Source organism: Nocardia sp. NPDC052112 (genome assembly GCF_040680135.1).
GTDB lineage: Bacteria > Actinomycetota > Actinomycetes > Mycobacteriales > Mycobacteriaceae > Nocardia.
Window position 1 is genome coordinate 14531 of sequence record NZ_JBFAWD010000004.1, and the last position, 25300, is coordinate 39830.

The window sequence follows — 25300 nt, forward strand, 5'->3', positions numbered from 1 at the left end:
GGGCCAAGCCTAGAACGCACTCGGCGGCTTTTCGGACCGGGCCGCCCGCCGATTAGGCTGCCCAACGTGCGGACGCTGCTGATCGTGAATCCGAATGCCACCTCGACTACGCCGGCGACGCGGGACCTGCTGGCGCACGCGTTGGAGAGCCGGACTCAGTTGACCGTCGCGCATACCCAGCACCGCGGCCACGCGGCGGAACTGGCGCAGTGGGCAGCAACCAACGAGATGGACCTGATCGTGGTGCACGGCGGCGATGGGACGGTCAACGAGACCATCAACGGCTACCTGCCGCTGCCCCAGGTCGACGACGGACAGGCCTGGCTGCCGCGCCTCGGCGTGATTCCGGGCGGATCGGCGAATGTGTTCGCGCGCGCCCTCGGCATATCCCCGGATCCGGTGACCGCGACCAACCAGCTCATCGACCTGCTCACCCTCGACCGGGACCGCAAAATCGGCCTCGGCCTCGCCGATGATCGCTGGTTCGGCTTCAGCGCGGGCGTGGGTCTGGACGCCGATGTCTGCGAGGCGATCGACAACAGCCGCGCCAATGGCCATGCCGCCACCCCCGGCCGCTATGTTCGAACAACTGTGCGACAATTCTTCAAGGCGCGGCGCAAGGAGCCGAGCGTTCGGATCGAGATCCCGGGATTCGAACCCATCGGTGAGGTCCATTACGCCTTCGTAACGAACACGAGTCCGTGGACCTACCTGAACGCCACCCCGGTGCACACCAATCCGGGCACGGCCTTCGAAACGGGTCTCGGCGTGTTTGCCGTGCGGTCGATGTCGGTGGTGTCCACCCTGTTGCTCGCCAGACAGCTTCTCGCGGCCGATGGAAATCCCAAGTCCCGCAACCTATTTCGTGAGGACGACGTGCCGTCCGTGCATATCGAGGCCAGCGAACCGATCGGCCTGCAAATCGATGGCGACTTTATCGGAAAACGCAACATGGTGGATTTCACAGCCGTGCCCGACGTGCTCGATGTCGTCGCTCCACGCCCCGAATGAGCACGAAACGCGCGAAAAAACCCGGTGTTGTGCTGCGAAAACCAGGTAGAGCGAGTACAAAGGACCGGGCAGGTTCCCCTAGGGGTCCCTTCAGAGCGTGAGCTTCCCCACGGTGCACCGGATACCTATTGACATCTACGGTGTTCGTGAAAGCATTCACAAGCAACCGTGCGGAAACATTCGAGTCGCACAAGTGAACGATCCACAAACCGTAGGCGCCCTTTGCGGCGCCCAGCAAAGGAGCAGAGGAATGGACTGGCGCCACAAGGCCATCTGTCGCGATGAGGACCCCGAGCTGTTCTTCCCGGTGGGTAACAGTGGTCCGGCGCTCGCGCAGATTGCCGATGCCAAGCTGGTCTGCGCTCGCTGCCCCGTTACCGCTGACTGCCTGTCCTGGGCCCTGAAGTCCGGGCAGGACGCCGGCGTGTGGGGTGGTATGAGCGAGGACGAGCGTCGGGCGCTCAAACGTCGCAACGCCCGCACGCGCACCCGCACCGTCGTCTAGTAGACGACCGGCGTTACCGGACCCTTCAGCCCGGCCCGGTAACGCAGTCAAGCCCGGCACTCAGGTGCCGGGCTATTTTGTGCCTGTGTCTGATTGCGGCGCCTGCGGCGCCGCGTGTTCGCATGCTCGATCTCGCTTCGCTCGAAAGTCGTTGACTACCAGTGGGATCAGTAAGCATGAATCTCACCAGCCAGTTAGCGCCCCGAGCGGCGACCCAGCGGTACCCGCAATACCGCATCCGTACCGATGTCAGCGCCGGGGTGCAGACCGATGGAACCGCCGAGTTCCGCCGTCACCAGAGTGCGCACGATCTGCAGGCCGAGACGGTCGGAGGATTCCAGGCTGAAACCCGGGGGCAGGCCGCGGCCGTCATCGCTGATGATCACGTCCAGCCAGCGCGCCGAACGCTCGGAACGGATTGTCACCGTGCCGTTTTCGCCGGAATCGAAGGCGTGCTCGATGGCGTTCTGCACCAATTCGGTCAGCACCATCACCAGCGGGGTGGCGCGTTCGGCGGAGAAGACACCGAGCGAACCGGCCCGGCGCACTTTGATTCTCGCGGTGTGCACGGTCGCGACATCGGCCATGATCGGCAGCAGCCGGTCCACCACCTCGTCGAGATCGACCTCTTCGTCCACCGACATGGACAGCATTTCGTGCACCGAGGCAATCGAGGTGACCCGGCGCACCGATTCGGTCAGCGCGACCTGCGCCTCCTCGTTCTCCGTGCGCCGCGCCTGCAACCGCAGCAGCGCGGCCACGGTCTGCAGATTGTTCTTCACCCGGTGGTGGATCTCGCGGATGGTCGCGTCCTTGCTGAGCAGGGCGCGGTCGCGGCGCTTGACCTCGGTGACATCACGGACCAGCACCGCGGCCCCGGCTAGTTCCCCGTGCGGGCGCAGCACCAGGGTGCGCAGCAGTACGGTGGCACCGCGCGCCTCGACCTCCATGCGGCGCCCGGTCCGGCCGGCCAGGGCGGCCTGGATATCGCCGACGACCTCTTGGGCGTCGAACGGATCGGTGATCAGCGATCGGGTGGTGACGGCCAGATCCTGACCGGCCAGATCGGACTGCAGCCCCATCCGGTGATAGGCCGACAGCGCGTTCGGGCTGGCGTAGACCACGATGCCCTCGGTATCGAGCCGGATGAAGCCGTCGCCCGCGCGCGGACTGGAGTGCGTCGCGGCGCGGTCCTCGGTGGTCGGGAAGGTCCCGTCGGCGATCATCTGGCACAGATCGTCGGCGCAGGCGACATAGGCGATCTCCAGCGTGCTGCGCACCCGCGAACGCTGTAGATCGGTATCGCGGCTGAGCACCGCGATGACATCGTCGCCGCAGCGCACCGGGATGGCCTCGCGGACCGCGTGCACCGGATGCGGATGGTAGACACCCTCGGCCTCGACATCGCTGTCCGCCCGCACGATCTTCCCGGTCATCAGCGCGTCGAAGACCTGCGGATGATCGGCCTGCGAGGCGACACCGCCGACCCGATCCTCCGGATGGACAGTGGGTGCGGTAGTCGGGCGACACTGTGCGACACAGACGATATCTGCGCCGTCGGCGATCGGTCCCGCACCGACCCACAGCAGCAGATCCGCGAAGGACAGATCCGCGAGCAACTGCCAATCGCCGACCACCCGCTGCAAATGGTCCACGGCGACGCCGGGTAGGTCGGTGTGTTCGGCCAGCAGCTCACTCAGTGTCGCCATATTCGATCTACCCGCTTCGGAAGTTAAGAGATGACGGCGATCAGATGCCCGGCCTTGATCGCATCGCCCTCTTTGACGCCGATCGAGGTCACCGTGCCACCGCTTTCGGCGAGCACCGGAATCTCCATTTTCATCGACTCCAGGATGACCAGGGTGTCGCCTTCGTGTACCTCGTCGCCCTCGGCAACGACAACCTGCTGCACGACCGATACCAGCTCCGAGAGCACTTCCTCCGCCATGACACCCCATTCACTCGTTCGCGCCCGTATCCGCTGAAACTACAGCCAACCACACATGAAACAATGGCCTTCGATCAGAGTGCTCCCCGCGGACGCGGGGGTGATCCGCAGAAGGGAGACTACCGATGGGTAAGCGTGGTCGTAAGAAGCGCAGCCGCAAGGGAAACGCGGCCAACCACGGCAAGCGTCCTAACGCCTGAGCCGAGGCCGTAGCGACCGCTCGCAGGTCGCTCGAATAGTTTCAGCAATACGAAAAACACCGAGGGCCAGGATCTTCCATGTGGAGGATGCGCCCTCGGTGTTTTCGTATCCGGAACTACTCGGTGGTCTCGACCCGCGTGACCGTGACGGATCGGCGGATCTCCAGGGTCAGTCGATCACGCAGCGAATCCGGTGCCCGATCGCCGCCACACTTGCGACTCAGCAGGCGCTTGATCTTCTCTTCGATGCCATAGGCCTCGATGCACGGCGAGCAGTGGTCCATATGGTGCTGCAGCCGAGCCCGGGTGGCATCGTCACATTCACCGTCGAGCATGAGCCAGACATCGGCGAGCACAGCCGTGCAGTCCAACTCCATATCGGGGTCACGCTCCGTACTCACTGCTTGACCTCCTGGCGTTCCGCGCCGTTGCGGTTGAATCCACGTTCGCGCGCCACATCGGCGAGCAAACCCTTGAGCTGCTTGCGGCCGCGATGCAGCCGGGACATCACCGTACCGATGGGGGTGCCCATGATGTCGGCGATTTCCTTATATGGGAATCCCTCGACGTCCGCGTAGTACACCGCCATCCGGAATTCCTCCGGCAGCTCCTGCAGTGCGGCCTTGATGTCGTCGTCCGGCAGCGCGTCCAACGCCTCGACCTCCGCCGAACGCAATCCGGTCGAGGTGTGCTCGGCGGTGGCGGCGAGCTGCCAGTCGGTGATCTCGTCGGTCGGATACTGCGCGGGCTGGCGCTGCTTCTTGCGGTAGGAGTTGATATAGGTGTTGGTCAGGATCCGATAGAGCCAGGCACGCAGATTGGTGCCTTCCTTGAAGGATTTGAAGCCCTGGAACGCCTTGACATAGGTCTCCTGCACCAAATCCTCGGCATCGGCCGGATTCCGGGTCATGCGCAGCGCGGCACCGTAGAGCTGGTCGAGCAACGGGAGCGCATCGCGCTCGAACCGCGGCACCAGCTCGGCATCGTCGACCGCGGCGCCGACCGCACCGTCGGTCACCACGTCATCGTCGCTAGTCACACCAATCCCTTCGATCGCCGTACCTGCCAAATCTACAGGCGCGGTCGAAACGATTGGGAACCGATCGTCCCCCGCGGCGCTCTCGACGCCCCCGGAGGCGGTCGCGAAGCGTAGCCACGCAGGGCGCCGAGAGTGCCGCAAATCGGACACCAGCGACGTCACCGGGCGTTCTTCGAGCAGAACCGACACCGACCTCTCCTTCACGTCTACAGCCGTGCGGCCTTCTGTATCGCATGCAACATGTCCGCGCCCGACTGTGTTCCCACAGCGAACTCGCCGCACCGAAATCACCTTGCCGACCGGGCCGGTGTCGCCATTAGGGTGACCGGCATGGCAGGAGCCTCGACCCCGGCGATCCGCATCTTGACCAAGGCAGGTGTGGCCCATCGCGTGCACGCGTACAAGCACGATCCGCGCGCCGACTCCTACGGCACCGAGGCGGTCGACGCACTTGCCGCCGAGGTCGGGGTGACGGCGGCGCAGATCTTCAAGACGCTGGTGATCGAATTGTCGACCGGCGCACTCGCGGTCGCGGTGCTGCCGGTGCCGAATACCTTGTCGCTCAAGGCGGCCGCCACGGCGCTCGGTGCGCCCAAGGCAGCGATGGCGGATAAGGCGAAGGCCGAGCGAATCACCGGTTACGTGCTCGGCGGCATCTCCCCACTCGGCCAGCGCAAGCTGCTGCCCACCGTGGTCGACGCTTCCGCATTGGCCTGGGACCGCATGTTTTGTAGTGCGGGACGGCGCGGTCTCGAGATCGAATTGGCACCGGCGGACCTGGTCCGGCTCACCGATGCGGTAACCGCACCAGTCACATCCGTATAAATCCGCACCACACCAGCAACATTTGTGCGTTACTGAACGGGCCCAGATCGTCCGACTCGAGGATGTGATGTGAAATGTCCGCGCGCCAGCGATTGTGCAGCACCGTGATCGTCACTCTGTTCGGAGTTCTCCTGCTCACCAACGGCCCGGCCACGCTGCTAGCGCCCACGGCCACCGCCGCACCTGGCGGCCCCCTGGTGATCGACGTCAACGACTTCCCGTTCGACGAGCATGTCGTTGACGACGGGCCGAAGAAGAACAACACCCCGACGAAGGATGAGAAGGCCGACAAGGCCGAGAAGTTGGGCGGCGGCGTCGCCGGCAAGGTCATCGACCTGAGCGGCGGCGTCGCTCGCAAGGTCATCGACCTGGGCGGCGGTATCACCAAGTGCGTGCTGAATATCGTGACGGACAGCGTGAAGTGCCAGCTCTGAGTCGATGAACGGCGGGCCGGGCGATCACAGCAAGCTGATCTGCCCGGCCTTTTCCGTACCGCCCTGAGAGTCCAACGGCGCCAACAGTTCCGGACCGTTATTGCGCACGCTGTTGACCAGCGACGAGACCGGCCGCGCCACAATGCCAGCCACCGATTCGACCCTCGGCGTCCCGAGCAGGGTGGCCGGTGCCGGATGGTCCGGATCCAGCCAGGCCGCCCAATTCTCCTGCGGCATGGGCAGCGGCATCCGGTCGTGGATGCGGGTGAGCTCGCCGACCGAGTCGGTGGTCAGGATGGTGCACGACAGCAGCGGTTCACTTTCCCGCTGTGCACGGTCCCGCCACACCGACCACAACCCGGCCATATACAACCGCGAGCCATCGGCATTAGACATGAAGTACGGCTGTTTCGCGACCTTGCCCTCGGCCCCGGCATCCGGTTCGACCAACCACTCGTACCAGCCGTCCATCGGGACCAGACAGCGGCGATGCTTCACCGCATCGCGAAACGATGCCGTGGTCGTGGCCTTATCGGCGCGGGCATTGAACAGCGGTTTGCCCTTGACCGGTACGCCCGGTTCGGCGGCCTTGGTCCAGACCGGAATCAGGCCCCAGCGCATCCGCCGAATGCGCAGCTTCGGGTCGTCGTCCGGGTTGCCATGCGCATGCCGCTCCACCACGGTCAGCACCTGGGTGGTCGGCGCGACGTTGTAGTTGGTGAAACCGCCGTTGCTACCGGTCGGCGTCTCGTCGATGGCGTCCAGTTCGGCGGCCAGCCGACCGGGATCGGTAGTTGTCGCATATCTGCCGCACATGTCTCGATACTTCCACGCGGCGCCGACAGACTCGGGAAGAATTGATGTCAGGGGTGACCTGGTGAGAGTTGTGGCATAGCATCATCTCAGAGAATGGTCGTTAACTTATCTCGGCAAGAGGAGAGACCAACCGTGACAACCATAGAGACCACCCCGGCGGCACCGGAGACGGCGCTGAAGTCGGTCGATCCGGCCACCGGAGAGGTCATTGCCACCCATACCATCGCGGATGCGGACACGGTGCGCGCCGCCGTCGCCAAGGCCCGTACCGCGGCCGCCACCTGGGGCGGGCTGAGCTTCGACGAGCGGCGCAAACATCTGCTGCGCTGGTCGAGTCAGTTGGTCGAGGACTCCGAGGAATTCACCGCGCTGATCCACAAGGAGAACGGCAAACCGCTCGACGACGCATTCCTGGAGTTGGTGCTGGCGCTCGAGCACATCGCCTGGGCGGCCAAGAACGCCAAGAAGGTGCTGGCGCCGAAGAAGATCGGCCCCGGCGCGCTGATGGCGAACTTCTCCGCGCGATTGGAGCAGCGTCCGCTCGGTGTCATCGGCGTGATCGGTCCGTGGAACTATCCGGTCTACACCCCGAACGGCTCCATCGCCTACGCCCTGGCCGCGGGCAATGCCGTCGTCTTCAAGCCCAGCGAATTCTCCACCGGCATCGGCAATTTCCTCTCCGATGCGTTCAAGAAGGCCAATCCGGAGCTGCCGGAAGGCGTCTTCGAGACCGTCAATGGTTACGGTGCGACCGGCGCCGCACTGGTCCAGGCCGGTGTGGACAAGATCGCGTTCACCGGCTCCACCGCGACCGGTAAGAAGATCATGGCCGCGGCGGCCGACTCGCTGACCCCGGTACTGCTGGAATGCGGCGGTAAGGATGCGGTGATCGTCGCGGGCGATGCCGATATCAAGGCCGCGGCCGATGCGGTCGCCTGGGGCGCCACCGCGAATAGTGGTCAGACCTGCGCCGGGGTGGAGCGGGTCTATGTCGACCGCGCGGTGCGCGATGACTTCGTCGCCGAGGTCAAGCGGATCCTGAAGGACGTCAAGCCGGGCTCGGACGCGGATGCGGCCTACGGTCCGATGACCATGCCCAGCCAGATCGATATCGTGCGCCGCCATATCGATGACGCGCTGAAGAGCGGAGGCACCGCGGTGCTCGGCGGGCCGGAGTCGGTCAAGGGTCCGTTCATCGAGCCGGTCGTGCTGGTCGATGTGGACGAGAGCTCCAAGGCCGTGGCCGAGGAGACCTTCGGCCCGACCGTCACCATTCGCACCGTGGACAGCGTCGACGAGGCGGTAGAGCTGGCGAACAAGTCGAAGTACGGACTGTCCTCGGCGGTCTACTCGAAGAAGAACGGCCTGGAGATCGCGCGCAGGCTGCGCGTCGGCGCCACCTCGGTGAACTCGGTGCTGGCCTTCGCCGCCATTGCCGGCCTGCCCTTCGGCGGTGTCGGCGATTCCGGAATCGGGCGCATCCACGGCGAGCCCGGCCTGCGCGAATTCGCCCGGCCACATTCGATCGCGGTGCAGCGCTTCGCGATTCCCGGCATGGCACTGCTCAGCTACTCGCGGACCCAGTCCACCATGAAGCTGCTGCGTCGCCTGGTCCCGATCCTGCACGGGCGACACAAGTAGGCTGCGCGGTGGGCCCGCGTTCCTCTGCGAGCCCACCGCATTGCCGACCACCACAGAGCAAGTCCTGCGAACGACGTTCGCGGCCCATCTCGCACCCGCACCGAAGGCGCGGCCATCGAACACAGCCGAGCCGTCGAAGCACATGAGACGCAGGCACGAGACCGGCCCCATCCGGCGCGTGTACACCAGGCGCCGAACGCCCCGCCATAAGTAACCACCACGGAGCGAGTCTTACGAGCGACCGTTCGCGGCCCGTCTCGCATCCGCACCGAAGGCGCGGCCATCGAACACAGCCGAGCCGTCGAAGCGCATGAGACGCAGGCACGAGACTGCCCCCATCCGGCGCGTGTACACCAGGCGCCGAACGCCCCGCCATAAGTAACCACCACGGAGCGAGTCTTACGAGCGACGTTCGCGGCCCGTCTCGCGTCCGATCCGTCGAAGCGCATGCGACGAAGTCGCGAGTCTCGACGGCTCGGACGCGAGACAGCAGGGGGCCGCGAACCCGCCGCGCCGCAGGCGCGGCAAATCAACACAGCCACCCCGCGCGTGTCCGGGCGGGCGATGGGCGAAGATGGACGGGTGAGTTTCTGGCCAGCGCCCCATGTCGATGTCCCCGTGCACGCGACCGTGACCCTGCCCGGATCGAAATCGATCACCAATCGGGCCCTGATCCTCGCCGCACTCGCCGAGGGCCCCTCGACCATTTCCGGCGCCCTGCGTAGCCGCGATACCGAACTCATGATCGCCGCCCTGCGCGCATTGGGCGCGCGGATCGAGGGCGACACCGACACGCTGACCGTGACACCGGCGCCGCTGCACGGCGGCACCGTCGACTGCGGCCTGGCCGGCACCGTCATGCGCTTCCTGCCGCCGGTCGCGGCCCTGGCCACCGGCGATGTCGCCTTCGACGGTGACGAGCAGGCCCGGGTTCGCCCACTCGGCACCATCCTGGAGGCACTGCGCCGGCTCGGCGCGGATATCGAGGGCGACGCACTGCCCTTCACGGTGCACGGCAAGGGTGCGCTGCGCGGCGGCGCGGTCACCATCGATGCGTCCGGATCCTCCCAGTTCGTCTCCGGGCTGCTGCTGTCGGCGGCCCGGTTCGACGAGGGCATCGTGGTACACCACGACGGCAAGGCGCTGCCGTCGATGCCGCATATCGAAATGACGGTGGAGATGCTGCGGCGCGCCGAGGTCGCCGTCGACGCCCCCGCCGACAGCCGCAAGGCCCAGACCTGGACCGTCGCACCCGGTCCGATCCGCGCGGTGAACTGGGATGTGGAACCGGATCTGTCCAATGCCACGCCATTCCTGGCCGCGGCCGCCATTACCGGGGGCGAGGTCCGCATCCCGCACTGGCCGCGCCTTACCACCCAGCCCGGCGATGTGATCCGGGAGATCCTGGTGCGCATGGGCGCCGAGGTCACCAGGTTCGACGGCGTACTGACCGTGCGCGGCCCGGAGCGCCTGGCCGGTATCGATATCGATCTGCACGATGTCGGTGAGTTGACCCCGACCGTGGCCGCCCTTGCGGCACTTGCGGATTCGCCGTCCTGGCTGCGCGGTATCGCACATCTGCGCGGCCACGAGACCGATCGGCTCGCGGCCCTGTCCACCGAGATCAACCGGCTCGGCGGCAAGGTCACCGAAACCGAGGACGGACTCGAGATCACCCCGGCCCCGCTGCACGGCGGCAACTGGCATTCCTATGCCGACCACCGAATGGCAACGGCCGGAGCAATTCTCGGACTCCGGGTGCCCGGCGTGGCGATCGAGGATATCGGCACCACGGCCAAGACGCTGCCCGGATTCGTCGGCCTGTGGGAGCAGATGCTCGATCCCACGCTCACGGATCAGGGAGCGGCCCGCTGAGAAAACGCGAGTACGACGAGTCGGATGTCCGGGTACGCCCTGGCAAATCCTCTCGTCCACGCACGAAAACCCGTCCGCAGCACAATGATGCGGTATCGGCCATGGTCGTTTCGGTGGACCGTGGTCGCTGGGGTTGCGTGCTCGGCGGCGATCCGGACAAGCTGATCGTCGCCATGCGGGCCAGGGAACTGGGCCGCACCCCGATCGTGGTCGGCGATCAGGTCGACGTGGTCGGAGACCTGTCCGGCAAACCCGATACCCTCGCCCGCATCGTCCGCGTCGCCGAACGCCGAACGGTTCTGCGCCGCACCGCCGATGACACCGACCCCTTTGAACGGATCGTCGTCGGCAATGCCGAACAGCTGTTCATCGTCGTCGCCCTCGCCGATCCGCCGCCGCGCACCGGTTTCGTCGAACGAGCCATGGTCGCCGCGTATGCCGGTGGGCTGCAACCGATTCTGTGTCTGACCAAACACGATCTGGTCGCCGAATCCGAATTCGCGGCCGCGTTCGACGATCTCGACCTCACCATCATCTACGGCGGTATCGACGACCCCATCGAACCGATACTGGACCTGCTCACCGACCGACTCACCGCCTTCATCGGCCACTCCGGCGTCGGCAAATCCACGCTGGTGAATCGCCTTGTGCCCGACGCGGATCGAGCCGTCGGCGAAGTCTCCGGTGTGGGCAAGGGCAAACACACCTCGACTCAATCCGTCGCCTTGCCACTGCCCAACGGCGGCTGGGTCATCGACACACCCGGTGTCCGCTCCTTCGGACTGGCCCACATCACGCCCGACGATGTCATCGCCGCCTTCACCGATCTGGCCGCCGCCATCGAGGATTGTCCCCGCGGCTGTACCCATCTCGGACCACCCGCGGATCCCGAATGTGCGCTGGATGCCTTGCCCGGCAAGGAGCGCCGCGTCGCCGCCATCCGCCTCCTGCTGATCGCGCTGAACTCCAACGAATCCTGGTAACTCGGCCTGCCAACCCGAATCGCGGTGTACACATCCGAGTGTACACTCCAGATATGGAAGACCAGCTCAGCATCCGTGAGGCCCGAGCCCAGCTCCCCGCTGTTGTCAACGCCGCGGTTCAGGACGGGCACGTGACCGTGATTACGCGTGCCGGGGAACCCGCAGCCGCAGTCATCCCGCTGCATATGCTCGCCAAGCTCGAAGAGTGGGAAGACGAACAACTCGGACGCATGGCCGATGAAGCACTCGCCGAAGGTGGTGAACCGGAAAATTTCACCCTCGGCCAGATGATGGATGAGATTCTCGCCGCTGGGCATGAAGGTGCTGCGTGAAATACGAATTCCGTTGGACCCCGGCCGCGCGTCGCGCGTTGCGCAATATTCCGCATCCCGATGCCATGCGCCTGTTGATCGCGCTCACGCTGCTGGGCGATGACCCATACCGACGCGACGGAGTAGACGTCAGAGCCCTAACCGGCCGACCAGGATTCCGGCTACGAGTCGGCAACTACCGCTTGGTCTACGAGGTCGATGACGGCAAGTTGATCATCCTCGTCGTCACCGCCGGACACCGTCGCGATATCTATGAACACTAGACGCAGAGAGCCGAGACGACGAACGCGCCCATGAAGGCTCATGGGCGCGTTCGTGATTCATGGATCAGTGCCGACGACGCGACTTCGGGGCACGCTTCGGCTTGGCCTGCGCGCGGGCCGCCTCACGGCGCTCACGGCGGGTGGTGCCGTCGCCGTACTCCTCGGCGTCACTGTGCACCGCGGCGTGGCCGCCCTCGTCCGGACCCGAGTAGTGGAAGCCGTTGTTGGGCCGGGAATCGGCGATCCCCTTGGCACGCAACGCCGCCGGTGCGCCATTGGCGACCGGCGCCTCCTGGGTGGGCAGCGGACGCGGCGCGGTGGCGCCGACCGGCGAGCGCAGGCCGGGATCGACCGCGACCCCCTCGGGCTGCGGCTGCTGCACCTCGACCTGCAGGTTGAACAGGAAGCCAACCGACTCTTCCTTCAGGCCGTCGAGCATCGCGGCGAACATATCGAAGCCCTCGCGCTGGTATTCGACCAGCGGATCGCGCTGCGCCATGGCACGCAGACCGATGCCCTCCTTGAGGTAATCCATCTCGTAGAGGTGCTCTCGCCACTTGCGGTCCAGCACCGAAAGCAGCACCTGGCGTTCGAGATTGCGCATCGAACCATCGCCGGCCAGACCGTCGATCTGCTGTTCGCGCTTCTCGTAGGCGTCGTGCGCATCGTCGAGCAGCGCCTCGACCAGCTCGTCCTTGGTCAGGTCGCCCGCCTCGCCGACACCGGTCTCGCCGGTCAGGTCCTTGTAATCCATGGTCACCGGGTACAGCGTCTTCAGCGCCGTCCACAGCTTTTCCAGATCCCAGTCCTCGACATAGCCCTCGGCGGTGGCGCCGTCGGCGTAGGCGGTGATCACGTCGGTGATCATCTCCTGCACCTGGCCCTCCATATCCTCGCCGCGCAGGATCCGATTGCGCTCGCCGTAGATGACGGTGCGCTGCTGGTTCATCACCTCGTCGTACTTGAGCACGTTCTTGCGGATCTCGAAGTTCTGCTGCTCGACCTGGGTCTGCGCGCTCTTGATGGCCTTGGAGACCATCTTGGCCTCGATCGGCACATCGTCGGGCAGGTTGAGCCTGGTCATGATGGCCTCGAGCGCGGCACCATTGAAGCGCCGCATCAACTCGTCACCCAGTGACAGGTAGAACCGGGACTCACCCGGGTCACCCTGCCGGCCGGAGCGACCACGCAGCTGGTTATCGATACGCCGCGATTCGTGGCGCTCGGTGCCGAGCACATACAGGCCACCGGCGTCGCGCACCAGGTCGGCGTCCTCGGCGGTCTGCTCCTTGACCCGCTCCAGCGTCGGCAACCACGCGGCCTGGTACTCCTCCGGCGTCTCCACCGGATCCAGCCCCTCCTTGCGCAGGATGATGTCGGTGATGATGTCCGGGTTACCGCCCAGCACGACGTCGGTGCCACGACCGGCCATATTCGTCGCGACCGTGACCGCGCCCGGCCGACCGGCCTCGGCGATGATCTCGGCTTCCTTCTCGTGGAACTTCGCGTTCAGCACGTTGTGCGCGATGCCACGCCTGGTGAACTGCTTGGACAGGTACTCCGAGCGCTCGACGCTGGTGGTGCCGATCAGCACCGGCTGGCCCTTCTCGTGCCGTTCGGTGACATCGTCGACCACGGCCGCGAATTTGGCCTCTTCGGTCTTGTAGATCAGATCGGACTGGTCCGCGCGGACCATCGGCTTATTCGTCGGGATCGGGACCACGCCGAGGCTGTAGATCTGGTGCAGCTCGGCGGCCTCGGTCTCGGCGGTACCAGTCATCCCGGAGAGCTTGTCGTAGAGGCGGAAGTAGTTCTGCAGCGTGATCGTGGCCAGGGTCTGGTTCTCCGGCTGGATCTCGACGTTTTCCTTGGCCTCGATCGCCTGGTGCATGCCCTCGTTGTAGCGGCGCCCGACCAGAATGCGGCCGGTGAATTCGTCGACGATGATGACCTCGCCGTCGCGGACGATGTAGTCCTTGTCCCGGTGGTAGAGCTCCTTGGCCTTGATGGCGTTGTTCAGGTAGCTCACCAGCGGGGAATTGGCCGCCTCGTAGAGGTTGTCGATGCCGAGCTGATCCTCGACGAACTCCACACCCGCCTCGTGCACACCGATGGTGCGCTTCTTGATATCGACCTCGTAGTGCAGGTCCTTCTTCAACAGCGGTGCGATGCGGGCGAATTCGGCATACCACTTCGAGGAAGCGTCGGCCGGACCCGAGATGATCAGCGGGGTGCGGGCCTCATCGATGAGGATGGAGTCGACCTCGTCGACCACGGCGAAGTTGTGCCCGCGCTGGACCAGATCGTCCAGCGAGTGGGTCATATTGTCGCGCAGGTAATCGAAGCCGAATTCGTTGTTGGTGCCGTAGGTGATGTCGGCGTTGTAGGCTACCCGCCGCTCGGCCGGTGTCATACCGGACAGGATCACGCCGACCTCGAGGCCGAGGAAGCGGTGCACGCGACCCATCCACTCCGCGTCGCGCTTGGCCAGGTAATCGTTGACCGTGACCACATGTACACCGTCGCCGGAGATGGCGTTGAGGTAGGCGGGCAGCACACAGGTCAGGGTCTTTCCCTCACCGGTCTTCATCTCGGAGATGTTGCCGAGGTGCAGCGAGGCGCCGCCCATCACCTGCACCTTGTAGTGTTTCTGGTTCAGCACCCGCCAGGACGCCTCACGGGCCACCGCGAATGCCTCGAGGAGCAGGTCGTCCAGCGATTCGCCGTCCGCGTACCGCTCCTTGAACTCATCGGTCTTGGCACGCAGCTCGTGGTCGGTGAGCTCCTCGAACTCGGGCCCGAGCGCGAGGACCTCATCCGCGAGGTGGGCGAGCCGCTTGACCGTGCGTCCCTCACCAATCCGTAGCAACCTCGTCAGTGTCAGCGCAGGCACGGGTCTCGTCAGTCCTCTGGTCGGTGTGTCAAATGTTCGGCCGTCACCCGGAGCGGGCAGTGTGCACATGGCCCCCGCCGAGCATGGCGGAATCCGCAGCACGCTTCATGGTAATGCGGCACCCATGGTAGCCGTAGCGACTGCTTGCCGGTCGCTGGAAAGGGCCAGCGCCGATGGCCCGGCGACATAGCGCCGCATCCGCCACTACCGCCGAGGTGGCAGCCGTTTCCTCTCACCGTACCCGCGTGTCGTGCGTCGGTCGTCGGAGCGGGTGCGAATCCGATGGACCGGAACCTGTTTCAGCGCAGGTGTCATACGATGTGAGTCGTTCGTCGTTCCGGACGCCGAGAACCCTGTTCACCAGGGCCGAACCGTTATCCGACGGCACGTGACGACACCAAGGGGCAGCGCGGCTCAAAAGGCATCCGTCATACGGCACCCCGATTAGTGTGAGCGAATCGAGTTCCGCCGGTCGCGAGCCAACGCAGCCTTCCACGGAACCGGGCGTGGGTAAAGGGATGCGCGAATATCGCTGGATATGCCACAGGGGGCAGGACGAACCGTTGTGGGCGACCACAATGGGCGGTGAGACGGCTCGGGTGGGAGCCGCATCGGAAGGAGCACCGGGCAGCGTGATCACGAGATTGACGCCGCAGGACGCGTCGTTCTATGGGCTCGAGTCGAGCAGCAATCCGATCCATATCGGCTCTCTCGCGATCGTCCGAGGTAGCGACTCCGCACCGGGGGAAACGGCGCTCGACTACGACGGACTTGTCGATCTGGTGGAGAGCAGGCTTTCCCTGGTCCCCCGCTACCGCAGGAAGGTCCGCGAAATCCCGTTCGCACTCGGCCGCCCGGTCTGGGTCGAGGACAGCCATTTCGATATCACCTACCACATCCGCCGCTCCGCATTGCCCGCCCCGGGCACCGATTCCCAGTTGCACGATCTGGTGGCCCGGCTCGCGTCACGACCGCTCGACCAGACTCGGCCGCTGTGGGAGATGTATCTGATCGAGGGCCTGGCGGAGGGCCGGTCGGCGATCTTCACCAAAACCCATTCGGCACTCGTCGACGGGGATACCGCACTCGAGATCGGGCACGTCATCCTCGATACCAGCCCGTCCCCGCGCGGTATCGCCGATGACGCCTGGGTGGCGCCACGCGAACCGAACGAGATGGAACTGCTGATCGGCGCGCTGAGCCACCTGGCCGCGCAGCCGCGCGAGGCGCTCGAGGTGGCCCGCGACGCGAGCACGCACGCGTTCTCGGTGGTGGAGGCCGCGGGCAAGGCGGTGGATTCGATGGTTTCGGCCGTGCGTGCGGCCGCCATCGGCGCACCGGACAGCCCGCTCAACGCCAAGACCTCGCGCAACCGGCGCTTCGATGTGGTGCGCACGGATCTGGAGGACTACCGCAAGATCCGCAAGCGCTTCGAATGCTCCATCAACGATGCGATCCTGGCCGTCGTCACCGGAGCGCTGCGCAATTGGCTGCTCTCACGCGGTGAGGCGCTCACCGAATCGACCGTACTGCGCGCGGTTGTGCCCATGTCGGTCTATGTCGAAGGGATCGACGAGCAGCCGAAACCGGCCAGCGAGGTCTCCTCGTTCCTCATCGATCTGCCGGTCGGCGAACCGAATCCGGTGATCCGCCTTTCGCACATCTCGCATGCCACCGAGGCCGATAGCAAGCACCGGCGCGGCGTGCGAGCGCGCACCCTGGTGCACCTGGCCGGCTTCGCTCCGGCAAGCCTGCATGCGATGAGTGTGCGGGCGGCGAGTACGTTCGCAGAGCACACGTTCAATCTGGTGATCACCAACGCACCGGGTCCGCAGACCCCGATGTATATCGGCGGCGCGCGGATGCTGGAGATGTATCCGGTGTCGCCGCTGCTGCGCAACCAGGCCTCGAGCATCGGGATCACGTCCTATGACGGACGCGTCTTCTACGGACTCAACGCCGACCGCGACGCGATGGCCGATATCGCCGTACTGGCCGCGTCGGTGCACGAGTCCATGGAGGAGATGCTCGGTGCCTGCGTCTGAGAACACCATGCGGGTATATATCCCCGCCACCGTGCCGATGCTGCGTGAGCTCGTCGCGAATCGGGAACTGCGCGCAGCCGGCGGCACCGCGTTCGCGGTCACACCGACCCTGCGCGAGGCCTACGCCTCCGGTGACGACGACGAATTGGCCGAAGTGGCGATGGCCGAGGCAGCGCGGGCCTCGCTGCGTCTGCTGGCGGCCGAGCGCGAGGAGGCCACCGAGGCGTCCGACGACGAGGACGCCGACGACCCCGAAACGACCTATCACAGCCCGGTCTATCGACGTGCGGTCATCGCCGCCGATGTGACCGGTGCGAAGCTGCGCCCCGACCTCGACGACGCGGTTGTCCGGCTGACCGGACCGATCGGCTACGACCGGATCGCCTCGGTACATGTCGACCTGGCCGAAGCCGAACCCGAGGTGGCCAAGGCGGTCGACGTCGTCGACGCCGCCGACCTCGGCGACGCCGATGCCGAATTCGTGCTCGGGGACGCCGAGGACCATCAGCTGGCCTGGTACGCGGCCCAAGAGCTGCCGTTCCTGCTCGAATTGCTGTGACGGCGAACCTGCGCACCCCGGACTAACCTACGATGCCGTAACCTGGCTGCGAGGCGACCCACCGGTCGCTACGACAGGGAGACGAACGGCGGCAATGGTCTTGAAAAAAGCGGCATCCTCGGTGCGTACGGTCCGGGAGTGGCTGGAGGCTCCGGCGGCCGAGGTCGCCGAACGCGGTGGCCGGCTGAACGTACTGCGCGGCGCCGTCGCCCGTGTCACCACGCCACTTTTGCCCGACGACTACCTGCACCTGGCGAATCCGCTGTGGTCGGCGCGTGAGTTGCGCGGCCGAATTGTCGAGGTGCGCAAGGAAACCGCCGATTCGGCCACCCTGGTCATCAAACCGGGCTGGGGCTTCGACTGGAAATACGAGCCAGGTCAGTACATCGGGATCGGCATTCTGATCGATGGCCGCTGGCACTGGCGCTCGTACTCGCTGACCTGCCCGCCCAATTGGACCGATCCGGAACATCGCGGAAAGCGCCTGATCTCGATCGCCGTCAAGGCGATGCCAGAGGGTTTCCTGTCCAGCCACCTTGTCAGCGGTGTCGCCGCGGGCACCATCGTCCGATTGGCCGCGCCGCAGGGCGCTTTCGTACTGCCGTCGCCGCCGCCGGAAAAGGTGCTGTTCCTCACCGCGGGCAGCGGTATCACCCCGGTCATGGCCATGCTGCGCGCGCTGGACCGCCGCGATGCGGTCACCGATGTGGTGCATGTGCACTCCGCGCGCACCCGCGACGATGTGATGTTCGGCGCCGAACTGCGCGATCTACACGATCGACACCCGAGCTTCTCCTCGCAGCTGCACCTCACCGATGAGCAGGGCCGGTTTTCCCTCACGGCATTGGACGAACACTTCCCGGATTGGCGTGAGCGTCAGAGCTGGGCCTGCGGTCCAGCCGCGATGCTGGACGAGATCGAGCAGCACTGGCGCGATGCTGGCATCGGCGACCGCCTGCATGTCGAGCGCTTCGAGATCGAACGCTCCGCCGTCGGTGAGGGCGGCACCGTGACATTCGGGAAGACCGGTCGCACCGTGACGGTCGACGGCGCGACCAGCCTATTGGAGGCGGGCGAGTCCGCCGGTGTGCAGATGCCGTTCGGCTGCCGGATGGGCATCTGCCAAACCTGTGTCGTCACACTGGCTTCCGGGCATACCCGCGATCTGCGCAACGGTGACGAGCGTCGCGAGGGTGACAAGGTGCAGACCTGTATCTCGGCCGCGGCGGGCGACTGCACACTCGACGTCTGAGACAGCGACGCTCACAGACGCACCGTCCGGGGGATCCGACAGGTACCCTCGAGATACATCCAGTCAGGGGAAAGGACCCCGGTGGCCATCACCGATATCAAGGCATTCGCCCATCTCACGGCGGCCGACATCGAAACACTGGGGCAGGAACTCGATTCCATCCGGCGCTCGGTCGAACTGTCGCGCGGCGAGCGCGACGCCAAGTACATCCGGCGCACGATCGCCGCACAGCGCGGCCTCGAAGTGCTCGCGCGCGCGGTGCTGTTCGGCAGCCGCAATCGGTGGGCCTGGCTGACCGGGACGGCACTGCTTTCGGTCGCCAAGATCATCGAGAATATGGAGCTCGGGCACAACATCAGCCACGGTCAATGGGACTGGATGAACGACCCGGAAATCCACTCCAGCACCTGGGAGTGGGATATGACCGGGCCGTCGGTGCAGTGGCGCCGTGCGCACAACTACTCGCACCACACCTACACCAATGTGCTCGGCAAGGATGAGGACCTCGGCTTCGGCATCCTGCGGATGACCCGCGACGAGCAGTGGCGGCCGATCCATCTGATCCAGCCGCTGGCCAATATCCTGCTCGCGGCCACCTTCGAATGGGGTATCGCACTGCACGACTGGAGCATCGAGAAGGAGCTCTCGGGCGCGCCCCGCTACCAGCTCATGTCGGAGCCGAATAAGGACTTCGGTCGCAAGATCGGTCGTCAGGTGGCCAAGGACTTCCTGATCTATCCGGCGCTCACCGGACCGGCGTTCATGTCCACGCTGAAGGCGAATGCGACCGCCAATCTGGTGCGCAACCTGTGGGCCTACGCGGTGATCTTCTGCGGCCACTTCCCCGACGGCGCCGAGAAATTCACCATCGAACAGCTCGAGGGCGAGACCAGTGGCGAATGGTATCTGCGCCAGATGCTCGGCAGCGCCAACTTCAAGGCCGGACCCGCGATGGCCTTCATGAGCGGCAACCTGTGCTACCAGATCGAACATCACCTGTTCCCCGACCTGCCAAGCAACCGTTATCCAGAGATCGCCGAGCGGGTCCGCGAGCTGTGCGACAAGTACGACCTGCCCTACACCACCGGCTCCCTCGGCAAGCAGTATCTGCTGGCCTTCCGGACCATCCACAAGCTCGCACTGCCGGACCGCTTCCTCAAGCGCACCGCCGACGACGCACCGGAGACCTCCTCGGAGCGCAAATTCGCCGGTGTCTCGCTGCCCGCCCTGCCGTCGATGCCGAATGCCGAGCGCTGGGCCGACAAATGGAACGAGACGCACTGGCTGCCCGTCGACCCCGAGACCGGCAAGCGCCGCGGCCTGCGTTCCGCGCTCAAAGAGGCCAAGGTGGTGCTGCGGGAGAAGGCTCGGCACGAGAAGGAAGTGCTGCGCGAGGCCAAGCTGGTGCTGCAGGAAAAGGCACGTCAGGAGAAGGCGACATTGCAGCGCAGGGCCATGCGCGAGCGGGCTCTCCGCCGCAGCCGACGCCGCAGGTGAGCTAACATCTCGCAGCCACATTTCGCAATGCGGGATTTACCACATTTCGGAGACCTCGCTCACAACCTACGGTCTCGTAACTTACGGTACTGTAGCCGCCATGGCGATCTCGGATGTCAAGGAATACGCGCACCTCACCGAAGCCGATGTGGAGGCGCTCGGTGCGGAGTTCGACGCGATCCGGCGCGATATCGAGGCCACGCGCGGTGCTCGGGACGCGCGGTACATCCGCAATGTCATCCGCCTGCAGCGTGCGCTCGAGATCAGCGGCCGCGCAGTGCTGTTCGCCAGTTTCCTGCCGCCCGCCTGGTTCGCCGGTGTGGCCCTGCTCAGCACGGCCAAGATCATCGAGAACATGGAGATCGGGCACAACGTCATGCACGGGCAGTGGGACTGGATGAACGATCCGGAAGTCCACTCCAGCACCTGGGAATGGGATAACACCGGCCCGTCCAAGCACTGGAAGCAGACGCACAACTATCTGCACCACAAGTACACCAATGTGCTCGGCATGGACGACGACATCGGCTACGGCCTGCTGCGCGTCACCAGGGATCAGCGGTGGAAGCCGTTCAATATCGGCAATCCGGTCTACAACCTGGTGCTGCAGCTGTTCTTCGAATACGGCGTCGCGATCCAGCATCTCGAGCTGGGCAAGGTGCATCGGTACAAGGAGGGCTCGCCGGAGCGGGCCGAATTCGAGGTCAAGCGCCGCGAGGTGCTGGTCAAGATCGGCAAGCAGGTCGGCAAGGATTACCTGCTGTTCCCGCTGCTGACCGGGCCCGCCTTCTTCTCGACACTCACCGCGAACCTGACCGCCAACATCATCCGCAATGTCTGGACCAATGCGGTGATCTTCTGCGGCCACTTCCCGGACGGCGCGGAGAAATTCACCAGGGCCGATATCGACGGCGAATCCAAGGGCCAGTGGTACCTGCGCCAGATGCTGGGCAGCGCCAACATCTCCGGCGGTCCGGTCATGCACTTCATGACCGGTAATCTGAGCCACCAGATCGAACACCACCTGTTCCCGGATCTGCCGAGCAACCGCTACGCCGATATCGCGGTGCGGGTGCGCGCCTTAGCCGAGAAATACGACCTGCCCTACACCACCGGCTCGCTTCCGGTGCAGTACTTCAAGTCCTGGCGCACCATCCTGAAGCTGGCACTGCCGAACAAGTACCTGCGTGCGACCGCCGACGACGCCCCCGAAACCGCCTCGGAGCGCAAATTCGACGGCGCCACCATGCCGAGCTTCGACCCGGTCACCGGTAAGCGTCGCGGGCTGCGCACAGCGCTGAAGCAGGGCCGTCGCCGGATCACGCGGCGGGCCGTGACTCCCCCGCCTCCCCGGGAATTCAGCCGGTCGTAAGTGGGTCGACAGCACCGTTGCGGGCCGACGGTCAGACGGTTGGCTCGGTTTTCGACGTACCCGACGAGTTACCCATGTTCGTACGAAATCAGTTGTCGGGTGCACCGCAAAAGGTGATAAGGGCCAGTGGTTGATGCCAACTGGTTTGGTACTGGTTGACTGAGGGCGTGGGTGCGGAAGATCTGAGCGTTTACGAGGCCATCCGGATACGGCGGGATGTACGGGCCGAATTCACCGGTGACCGCGTTGACGATGCGACGCTGTGGCGGATACTCGATGCCGCACATCACGCGCCGAGTGTCGGCAATTCGCAGCCGTGGGACTTCGTGGTGGTGCGCGAGGATGCGACGCTGCGGAAGTTCGCCGAGCATGTCGCGCAGCGGCGGATCGAATTCCGGGATGCGCTGCCACCGGAACGGGCGGCAACCTTCGAACCGATCAAGATCGAGGGCATTACCGAGAGCGGCACCGGCATCGTGGTCACCTACGACCACAACCGCGGCGGCCCGCAGGTCCTCGGCCGCGCCACCGTCCCCGAAACCGGCATCTACTCGGCGGTTCTCGCCATCCAGAACCTGTGGCTGGCCGCGACCGCCGAGCAGATCGGCGTCGGCTGGGTCTCGTTCTACGATGCCGAATTCCTGTCCGACCTGGTCGGCCTACCCGACGGCATCCGCCCCGTCGCATGGCTGTGCGTCGGCCCGGTACACGAATTCCAACGCATCCCCGACCTCGAACGCTTCGGCTGGCGCACCGGCCGTCCACTCACCGACGCCGTCCACCAGGAAACCTTCCGCGCCCGGCCCCACGAAGGCGCCACCGCCTCGCACAACGCATAGCCGGTGTGCGGCGACCGCTGCGTCTACGACAACCGATCGGCGCCGACGCAACCGCGTCCCGTTGCCGCCCACCTAGCGCAGCGGGGCGGCACTGTCGGGGAACGCCTGACGGTCAGACTCGCTCGAGCACGGCAGATGCACCGATCCCGCCTGCGGCGCAGATGCCGAGCAGGGCGCTGTTCTTGCCGGTGCGGGCGAGTTCGTTGGCCATTGTGGTGACCATGCGCGCACCGGTCGCGCCGAATGGATGTCCGAGGGCGACCGAGCCGCCGTGCACATTGAGCTTGTCGACATCGACCTCGCCTACCGCGGTATCGCGATCGAGGCGGGTCTTGGCCCATTCATCGCTGTTCAATGCGGCGAGCACGGACAGCGTCTGGGCCGCGAAGGCCTCGTGAATATCGACGAAATCGATATCGCCCAGGGACATTCCGGCCTTGTCGAGTGCACGTGGCATGGAGATGGCCGGGCCGATCAGCACCTGATCGGTCGGGTCCACACTGACGTAGCTCCAGGAGCGGAAGGCAGCCAGCGGACGGTAGCCGAGGGCGTGCGCACGCTCCTCGCTCATCAGCAGCACCGCCGACGCGCCGTCGGTGAGCGGACTGGCATTGCCCGCGGTCACGCTGCCGTCGCGGGCGAAGACCGGCTTCAGCATGGCCAACTTCTCGACGCTGGTGTTCGCGCGCACCAGTCCGTCGCGTGTGACATCGACGCCGTCCGGAGTGCGCACCCGCAGCACCTCGTCATCGAAGCGGCCCGAGTCGATGGCCGCGGCGGCCCGTTGGTGTGAGCGCGCCGCGAATTCGTCCTGATCCGCACGGCTGATCCCGTGGATGCGGGCCATTTTCTCGGCCGACTCCCCCATCACCTCACCGGTGGTGCGTTCGGCGATTTTCGGTCGGCTCGGCAAGAGATCGGTGAACGGCGCGAGCTGGCGTGCTGCCGCGAGATAGTCCTTCGGCTTCGGCTTGCCGAGCGCCAGCGGCGCACCGGCATGCACCAGCTTCTGCGGCAGCTTGACCTCGGCGTTGCTGGTCGAATCGCTACCACCGGCGATCATGATGTCGTATTCGCCGCGCTCGATGGCCGCCACCGCCGAGGTGATCGCCTGCAACCCGGAGGCGCAGGCCCGCGTCACCGTGTACCCTTCACATCCGGCGTCGAGGCCGAGATCCAAGGCGATCTCCCGCGCGATATTCGGCGCGGCACTCGGCAGAATCACACCACCCCATACGATCGCCTGCACCTGCCCGCCGGGCAGTCCGGTCCGCTCCAACAGCCCACGCACCGCGGCATCGGCAAGCGCGATCGAATCCAGCCGCGTGTACGCACCGAACGCCTTGACGAATGGCGTCCGCGCACCGGAAACGATGACGGCACGACGAGCGATATCGGTAGCCATGTGGGCTCATCCGCCTCTCCGAATATTCAGGCCATACAGGTTGTGAGCCGCGAGATCAGCGTTCAGATCCTGTGTTGGGTGGCCAGCCGAGTTTTGGGCGTACCCGACGAGTTACCCATGTACGCACGAAATCAATTGTCGCTGATGGATCCAATGACAGATACCTGGAACACCCGGCTCAGCGATCCCCTCCATCGCCGCTGAGCCGGGTCCCCACACCGCGGACCCGGCCTGCCGCGCGTCGTTGCACAACAGACCGGAGCGCCCGTCCCGGCGAACGCCCCTGCCCGTCCCGGAACCCGCAAGGTCGACTCGACACTGCTCGGCGCGAACAAACAGTAGCAATCTTTCCATTGGTTTTTCAAATATTTTCTATGAAGTTGGCTTTTTCCCCGATGAGCTCTAGCATGAGGCTCACTATGCAAAGCCCTTCGGAGCTGTCGCGACATAAGCGCTTCGGCCGAATCATCAAGGAGCGCCGGGACGAACTCGGCCTCACCCAGATGCAGATCGGCGATCTGGGAGGGCCTTCGGCGCCGACGATCCGCAAGATCGAAGACGGCGATGCGACCATCAGCACACACACCCTGAACAAACTCGACGCACCACTGCGCTGGCTGCCCGGCAGTGCGGCACGCGCCTACGCGGGCGGGGATCCGACCGCGCGTGAGGTCGAGGCGCCCACCCCGAGTACCGACGAGTCGATCGTCTCCGGACCCGATTCGATCCGCTTCGAACTATCCGACCTGACCGGACTGCTCGCCGCCGCCGGTCGGCTCAACGATGCGGTCGAGCGCGGCCGGACCACCGAACCGCATGTGGTGTCGGCCATTTCGGATCTCAACGGGGTCGTCTCCCGGCTCTCCGCGCGCTACGCCACCGCGATGCTGGAACGCAACGGCGGACCAGGCAAAACCCTGCACCCGCTGGTCGCGATGGCGTTCTCCCATCTGCTCGACGTACCCGCCGAGTCCAGCGATCCCGCCGACCTGGAGGAACGCCGCTATCGCCGCTGGCTGGCCGGCCGCGCGGAGGATGTGGACGCCGGCACCGAGGCCCGCTTCCGAGCACGCTGGCTGGCGGCCGGTGCGGCACCGATTCGAAACGGCAAGCAGTAGAAGGCAGTAAGATGACCGACGATGTGACGAGCCGAGCACGACTGACGCTCAGCCACAAGGTGAATCGACTATTCGCGACCGTGCACCCGCGGTCGGAGCCCGAGCGCACGACGGCCGTGGTGGCCGCACAGGTCGGCGCGCAATTGGGCCACACCGTCCCGGAAGATCAGCTCGACCGGCTGCGGCGCGGCGAATTCGATTCGGCGCCGGTCGGATCCGAACTACTCACCGCCATCGCACAGTGCTTCGGCGTGAGCGCCGACTACCTGACCACCACCGGCGCGGCGGCGGCCGCGATCGATCGGCAACTCGAATTGCTTGCCACCATGCGCGATGCCAATGTCGCCAGCATCGCGCTGCGCGGATCCGATGTCGATCCAGCCACGCTCACCGCGCTCGTCCACCGCACGAATCAGCCGGTCGAGCAACCGTAGACCGGCAGTTTCCG

The 25300-nt window shown here is 65.5% G+C and carries 24 protein-coding genes; 17 read left to right on the forward strand and 7 right to left on the reverse strand.

Going from position 1 to position 25300, the window contains the following annotated elements:
• Positions 1-66 precede the first annotated feature (66 nt).
• Positions 67-1011 (forward strand): diacylglycerol kinase family protein, encoded by a 945-nt coding sequence (locus AB0L58_RS08475; RefSeq protein ID WP_364383281.1) that lies wholly within the window; start codon positions 67-69, stop codon positions 1009-1011.
• 250 nt (positions 1012-1261) lie between these two features.
• Entirely contained in the window at positions 1262-1516 is a 255-nt protein-coding gene (locus AB0L58_RS08480) for a WhiB family transcriptional regulator (protein WP_011211115.1), read from the forward strand.
• A gap of 194 nt (positions 1517-1710) precedes the next feature.
• Here AB0L58_RS08480 and AB0L58_RS08485 read toward each other — a convergent pair whose 3' ends face one another.
• The 4 genes from AB0L58_RS08485 to AB0L58_RS08500 all read right to left on the reverse strand — a co-directional run bounded on the left by AB0L58_RS08485 (position 1711) and on the right by AB0L58_RS08500 (position 4685).
• Positions 1711-3225 carry a histidine kinase N-terminal domain-containing protein gene (locus tag AB0L58_RS08485; RefSeq protein ID WP_364383284.1) on the reverse strand — a complete coding sequence of 505 codons (1515 nt, stop codon included), beginning with the start codon at positions 3223-3225 and terminating at the stop codon, positions 1711-1713.
• Positions 3226-3248: 23 nt separating this feature from the next.
• Positions 3249-3464, reverse strand: a complete 216-nt coding sequence (locus AB0L58_RS08490) for a biotin/lipoyl-binding carrier protein (protein ID WP_040694864.1) — start codon at positions 3462-3464, stop codon at positions 3249-3251.
• A gap of 316 nt (positions 3465-3780) precedes the next feature.
• On the reverse strand, positions 3781-4041 hold the full coding sequence (rsrA, locus tag AB0L58_RS08495) for a mycothiol system anti-sigma-R factor (RefSeq protein ID WP_364384469.1): 261 nt from the start codon (positions 4039-4041) through the stop codon (positions 3781-3783).
• Positions 4042-4061: 20 nt separating this feature from the next.
• Positions 4062-4685 (reverse strand): sigma-70 family RNA polymerase sigma factor, encoded by a 624-nt coding sequence (locus tag AB0L58_RS08500; RefSeq protein ID WP_364384472.1) that lies wholly within the window; start codon positions 4683-4685, stop codon positions 4062-4064.
• Between the two features lie 348 nt (positions 4686-5033).
• Here AB0L58_RS08500 and ybaK point away from each other — a divergent pair, with 348 nt between their 5' ends.
• A complete protein-coding gene (gene ybaK, locus AB0L58_RS08505; RefSeq protein ID WP_364383288.1) occupies positions 5034-5528 on the forward strand; it encodes a Cys-tRNA(Pro) deacylase in 495 nt (164 codons plus the stop codon).
• Between the two features lie 74 nt (positions 5529-5602).
• The gene (locus tag AB0L58_RS08510) at positions 5603-5962 is read left to right on the forward strand and encodes a hypothetical protein (protein ID WP_364383291.1); all 360 of its coding nucleotides are present in this window, start codon (positions 5603-5605) and stop codon (positions 5960-5962) included.
• A 24-nt stretch (positions 5963-5986) separates the two neighbouring features.
• Here AB0L58_RS08510 and AB0L58_RS08515 read toward each other — a convergent pair whose 3' ends face one another.
• The gene (locus AB0L58_RS08515; RefSeq protein WP_364383294.1) at positions 5987-6778 is read right to left on the reverse strand and encodes an SOS response-associated peptidase; all 792 of its coding nucleotides are present in this window, start codon (positions 6776-6778) and stop codon (positions 5987-5989) included.
• Between the two features lie 132 nt (positions 6779-6910).
• On the opposite strand from AB0L58_RS08515, the gene AB0L58_RS08520 reads away from it, so the two are divergent.
• The 5 genes from AB0L58_RS08520 (at position 6911) to AB0L58_RS08540 (ending at position 11872) form a co-directional block, all read left to right on the forward strand.
• Complete coding sequence (locus tag AB0L58_RS08520) at positions 6911-8419, forward strand: aldehyde dehydrogenase family protein (protein WP_364383297.1); 1509 nt, start codon at positions 6911-6913, stop codon at positions 8417-8419.
• A gap of 564 nt (positions 8420-8983) precedes the next feature.
• The gene (gene aroA, locus AB0L58_RS08525) at positions 8984-10294 is read left to right on the forward strand and encodes a 3-phosphoshikimate 1-carboxyvinyltransferase (protein ID WP_364383300.1); all 1311 of its coding nucleotides are present in this window, start codon (positions 8984-8986) and stop codon (positions 10292-10294) included.
• Complete coding sequence (gene rsgA, locus AB0L58_RS08530) at positions 10291-11277, forward strand: ribosome small subunit-dependent GTPase A (RefSeq protein ID WP_364384475.1); 987 nt, start codon at positions 10291-10293, stop codon at positions 11275-11277. Before aroA ends, rsgA begins: the two co-directional genes overlap by 4 nt.
• Positions 11278-11330: 53 nt before the next feature.
• Positions 11331-11609, forward strand: a complete 279-nt coding sequence (locus AB0L58_RS08535) for a type II toxin-antitoxin system Phd/YefM family antitoxin (protein ID WP_364383303.1) — start codon at positions 11331-11333, stop codon at positions 11607-11609.
• Complete coding sequence (locus tag AB0L58_RS08540) at positions 11606-11872, forward strand: type II toxin-antitoxin system RelE/ParE family toxin (RefSeq protein ID WP_364383306.1); 267 nt, start codon at positions 11606-11608, stop codon at positions 11870-11872. The genes AB0L58_RS08535 and AB0L58_RS08540 overlap by 4 nt, the downstream gene beginning before the upstream one ends.
• A gap of 64 nt (positions 11873-11936) precedes the next feature.
• Here AB0L58_RS08540 and secA read toward each other — a convergent pair whose 3' ends face one another.
• Positions 11937-14765 carry a preprotein translocase subunit SecA gene (gene secA, locus AB0L58_RS08545; protein WP_364383309.1) on the reverse strand — a complete coding sequence of 943 codons (2829 nt, stop codon included), beginning with the start codon at positions 14763-14765 and terminating at the stop codon, positions 11937-11939.
• 632 nt (positions 14766-15397) lie between these two features.
• Here secA and AB0L58_RS08550 point away from each other — a divergent pair.
• From AB0L58_RS08550 to bluB, 6 genes are all read left to right on the forward strand, one after another.
• Complete coding sequence (locus AB0L58_RS08550) at positions 15398-16810, forward strand: wax ester/triacylglycerol synthase family O-acyltransferase (protein WP_364383312.1); 1413 nt, start codon at positions 15398-15400, stop codon at positions 16808-16810.
• 7 nt (positions 16811-16817) lie between these two features.
• On the forward strand, positions 16818-17369 hold the full coding sequence (locus AB0L58_RS08555; protein ID WP_364384478.1) for a hypothetical protein: 552 nt from the start codon (positions 16818-16820) through the stop codon (positions 17367-17369).
• A 94-nt stretch (positions 17370-17463) separates the two neighbouring features.
• Positions 17464-18621 (forward strand): ferredoxin reductase, encoded by a 1158-nt coding sequence (locus AB0L58_RS08560; protein WP_364383315.1) that lies wholly within the window; start codon positions 17464-17466, stop codon positions 18619-18621.
• A gap of 81 nt (positions 18622-18702) precedes the next feature.
• Positions 18703-20118: a fatty acid desaturase gene (locus tag AB0L58_RS08565; protein ID WP_364383318.1), complete on the forward strand. Its 1416-nt coding sequence runs from the start codon at positions 18703-18705 to the stop codon at positions 20116-20118.
• A gap of 100 nt (positions 20119-20218) precedes the next feature.
• The gene (locus AB0L58_RS08570; RefSeq protein WP_364383321.1) at positions 20219-21490 is read left to right on the forward strand and encodes a fatty acid desaturase; all 1272 of its coding nucleotides are present in this window, start codon (positions 20219-20221) and stop codon (positions 21488-21490) included.
• Positions 21491-21657: 167 nt separating this feature from the next.
• Positions 21658-22329: a 5,6-dimethylbenzimidazole synthase gene (gene bluB / locus AB0L58_RS08575; protein WP_364383324.1), complete on the forward strand. Its 672-nt coding sequence runs from the start codon at positions 21658-21660 to the stop codon at positions 22327-22329.
• A 112-nt stretch (positions 22330-22441) separates the two neighbouring features.
• Here bluB and AB0L58_RS08580 read toward each other — a convergent pair whose 3' ends face one another.
• The gene (locus AB0L58_RS08580) at positions 22442-23734 is read right to left on the reverse strand and encodes an acetyl-CoA C-acyltransferase (protein ID WP_364383327.1); all 1293 of its coding nucleotides are present in this window, start codon (positions 23732-23734) and stop codon (positions 22442-22444) included.
• Between the two features lie 419 nt (positions 23735-24153).
• Between AB0L58_RS08580 and AB0L58_RS08585 the strand changes: the two genes are divergently transcribed.
• On the forward strand, positions 24154-24852 hold the full coding sequence (locus tag AB0L58_RS08585) for a helix-turn-helix transcriptional regulator (RefSeq protein ID WP_364383330.1): 699 nt from the start codon (positions 24154-24156) through the stop codon (positions 24850-24852).
• An 11-nt stretch (positions 24853-24863) separates the two neighbouring features.
• Positions 24864-25286 (forward strand): hypothetical protein, encoded by a 423-nt coding sequence (locus tag AB0L58_RS08590; protein ID WP_364383332.1) that lies wholly within the window; start codon positions 24864-24866, stop codon positions 25284-25286.
• Positions 25287-25300 lie beyond the last annotated feature (14 nt).

Coding starts and splice junctions, on each gene's coding strand:
- AB0L58_RS08585 (WP_364383330.1), top strand. CDS start 24,154: ATGCAAAGCCCTTCGGAGCTGTCGCGACATAAGCGCTTCGGCCGAATC.
- AB0L58_RS08570 (WP_364383321.1), top strand. CDS start 20,219: ATGGCGATCTCGGATGTCAAGGAATACGCGCACCTCACCGAAGCCGAT.
- AB0L58_RS08555 (WP_364384478.1), top strand. CDS start 16,818: ATGCGGGTATATATCCCCGCCACCGTGCCGATGCTGCGTGAGCTCGTC.
- AB0L58_RS08485 (WP_364383284.1), bottom strand. CDS start 3,225: ATGGCGACACTGAGTGAGCTGCTGGCCGAACACACCGACCTACCCGGC.
- AB0L58_RS08490 (WP_040694864.1), bottom strand. CDS start 3,464: ATGGCGGAGGAAGTGCTCTCGGAGCTGGTATCGGTCGTGCAGCAGGTT.
- AB0L58_RS08535 (WP_364383303.1), top strand. CDS start 11,331: ATGGAAGACCAGCTCAGCATCCGTGAGGCCCGAGCCCAGCTCCCCGCT.
- aroA (WP_364383300.1), top strand. CDS start 8,984: ATGGGCGAAGATGGACGGGTGAGTTTCTGGCCAGCGCCCCATGTCGAT.
- AB0L58_RS08510 (WP_364383291.1), top strand. CDS start 5,603: ATGTCCGCGCGCCAGCGATTGTGCAGCACCGTGATCGTCACTCTGTTC.
- AB0L58_RS08560 (WP_364383315.1), top strand. CDS start 17,464: ATGGTCTTGAAAAAAGCGGCATCCTCGGTGCGTACGGTCCGGGAGTGG.
- AB0L58_RS08515 (WP_364383294.1), bottom strand. CDS start 6,778: ATGTGCGGCAGATATGCGACAACTACCGATCCCGGTCGGCTGGCCGCC.
- AB0L58_RS08590 (WP_364383332.1), top strand. CDS start 24,864: ATGACCGACGATGTGACGAGCCGAGCACGACTGACGCTCAGCCACAAG.
- AB0L58_RS08580 (WP_364383327.1), bottom strand. CDS start 23,734: ATGGCTACCGATATCGCTCGTCGTGCCGTCATCGTTTCCGGTGCGCGG.
- AB0L58_RS08480 (WP_011211115.1), top strand. CDS start 1,262: ATGGACTGGCGCCACAAGGCCATCTGTCGCGATGAGGACCCCGAGCTG.
- rsrA (WP_364384469.1), bottom strand. CDS start 4,041: ATGGAGTTGGACTGCACGGCTGTGCTCGCCGATGTCTGGCTCATGCTC.
- ybaK (WP_364383288.1), top strand. CDS start 5,034: ATGGCAGGAGCCTCGACCCCGGCGATCCGCATCTTGACCAAGGCAGGT.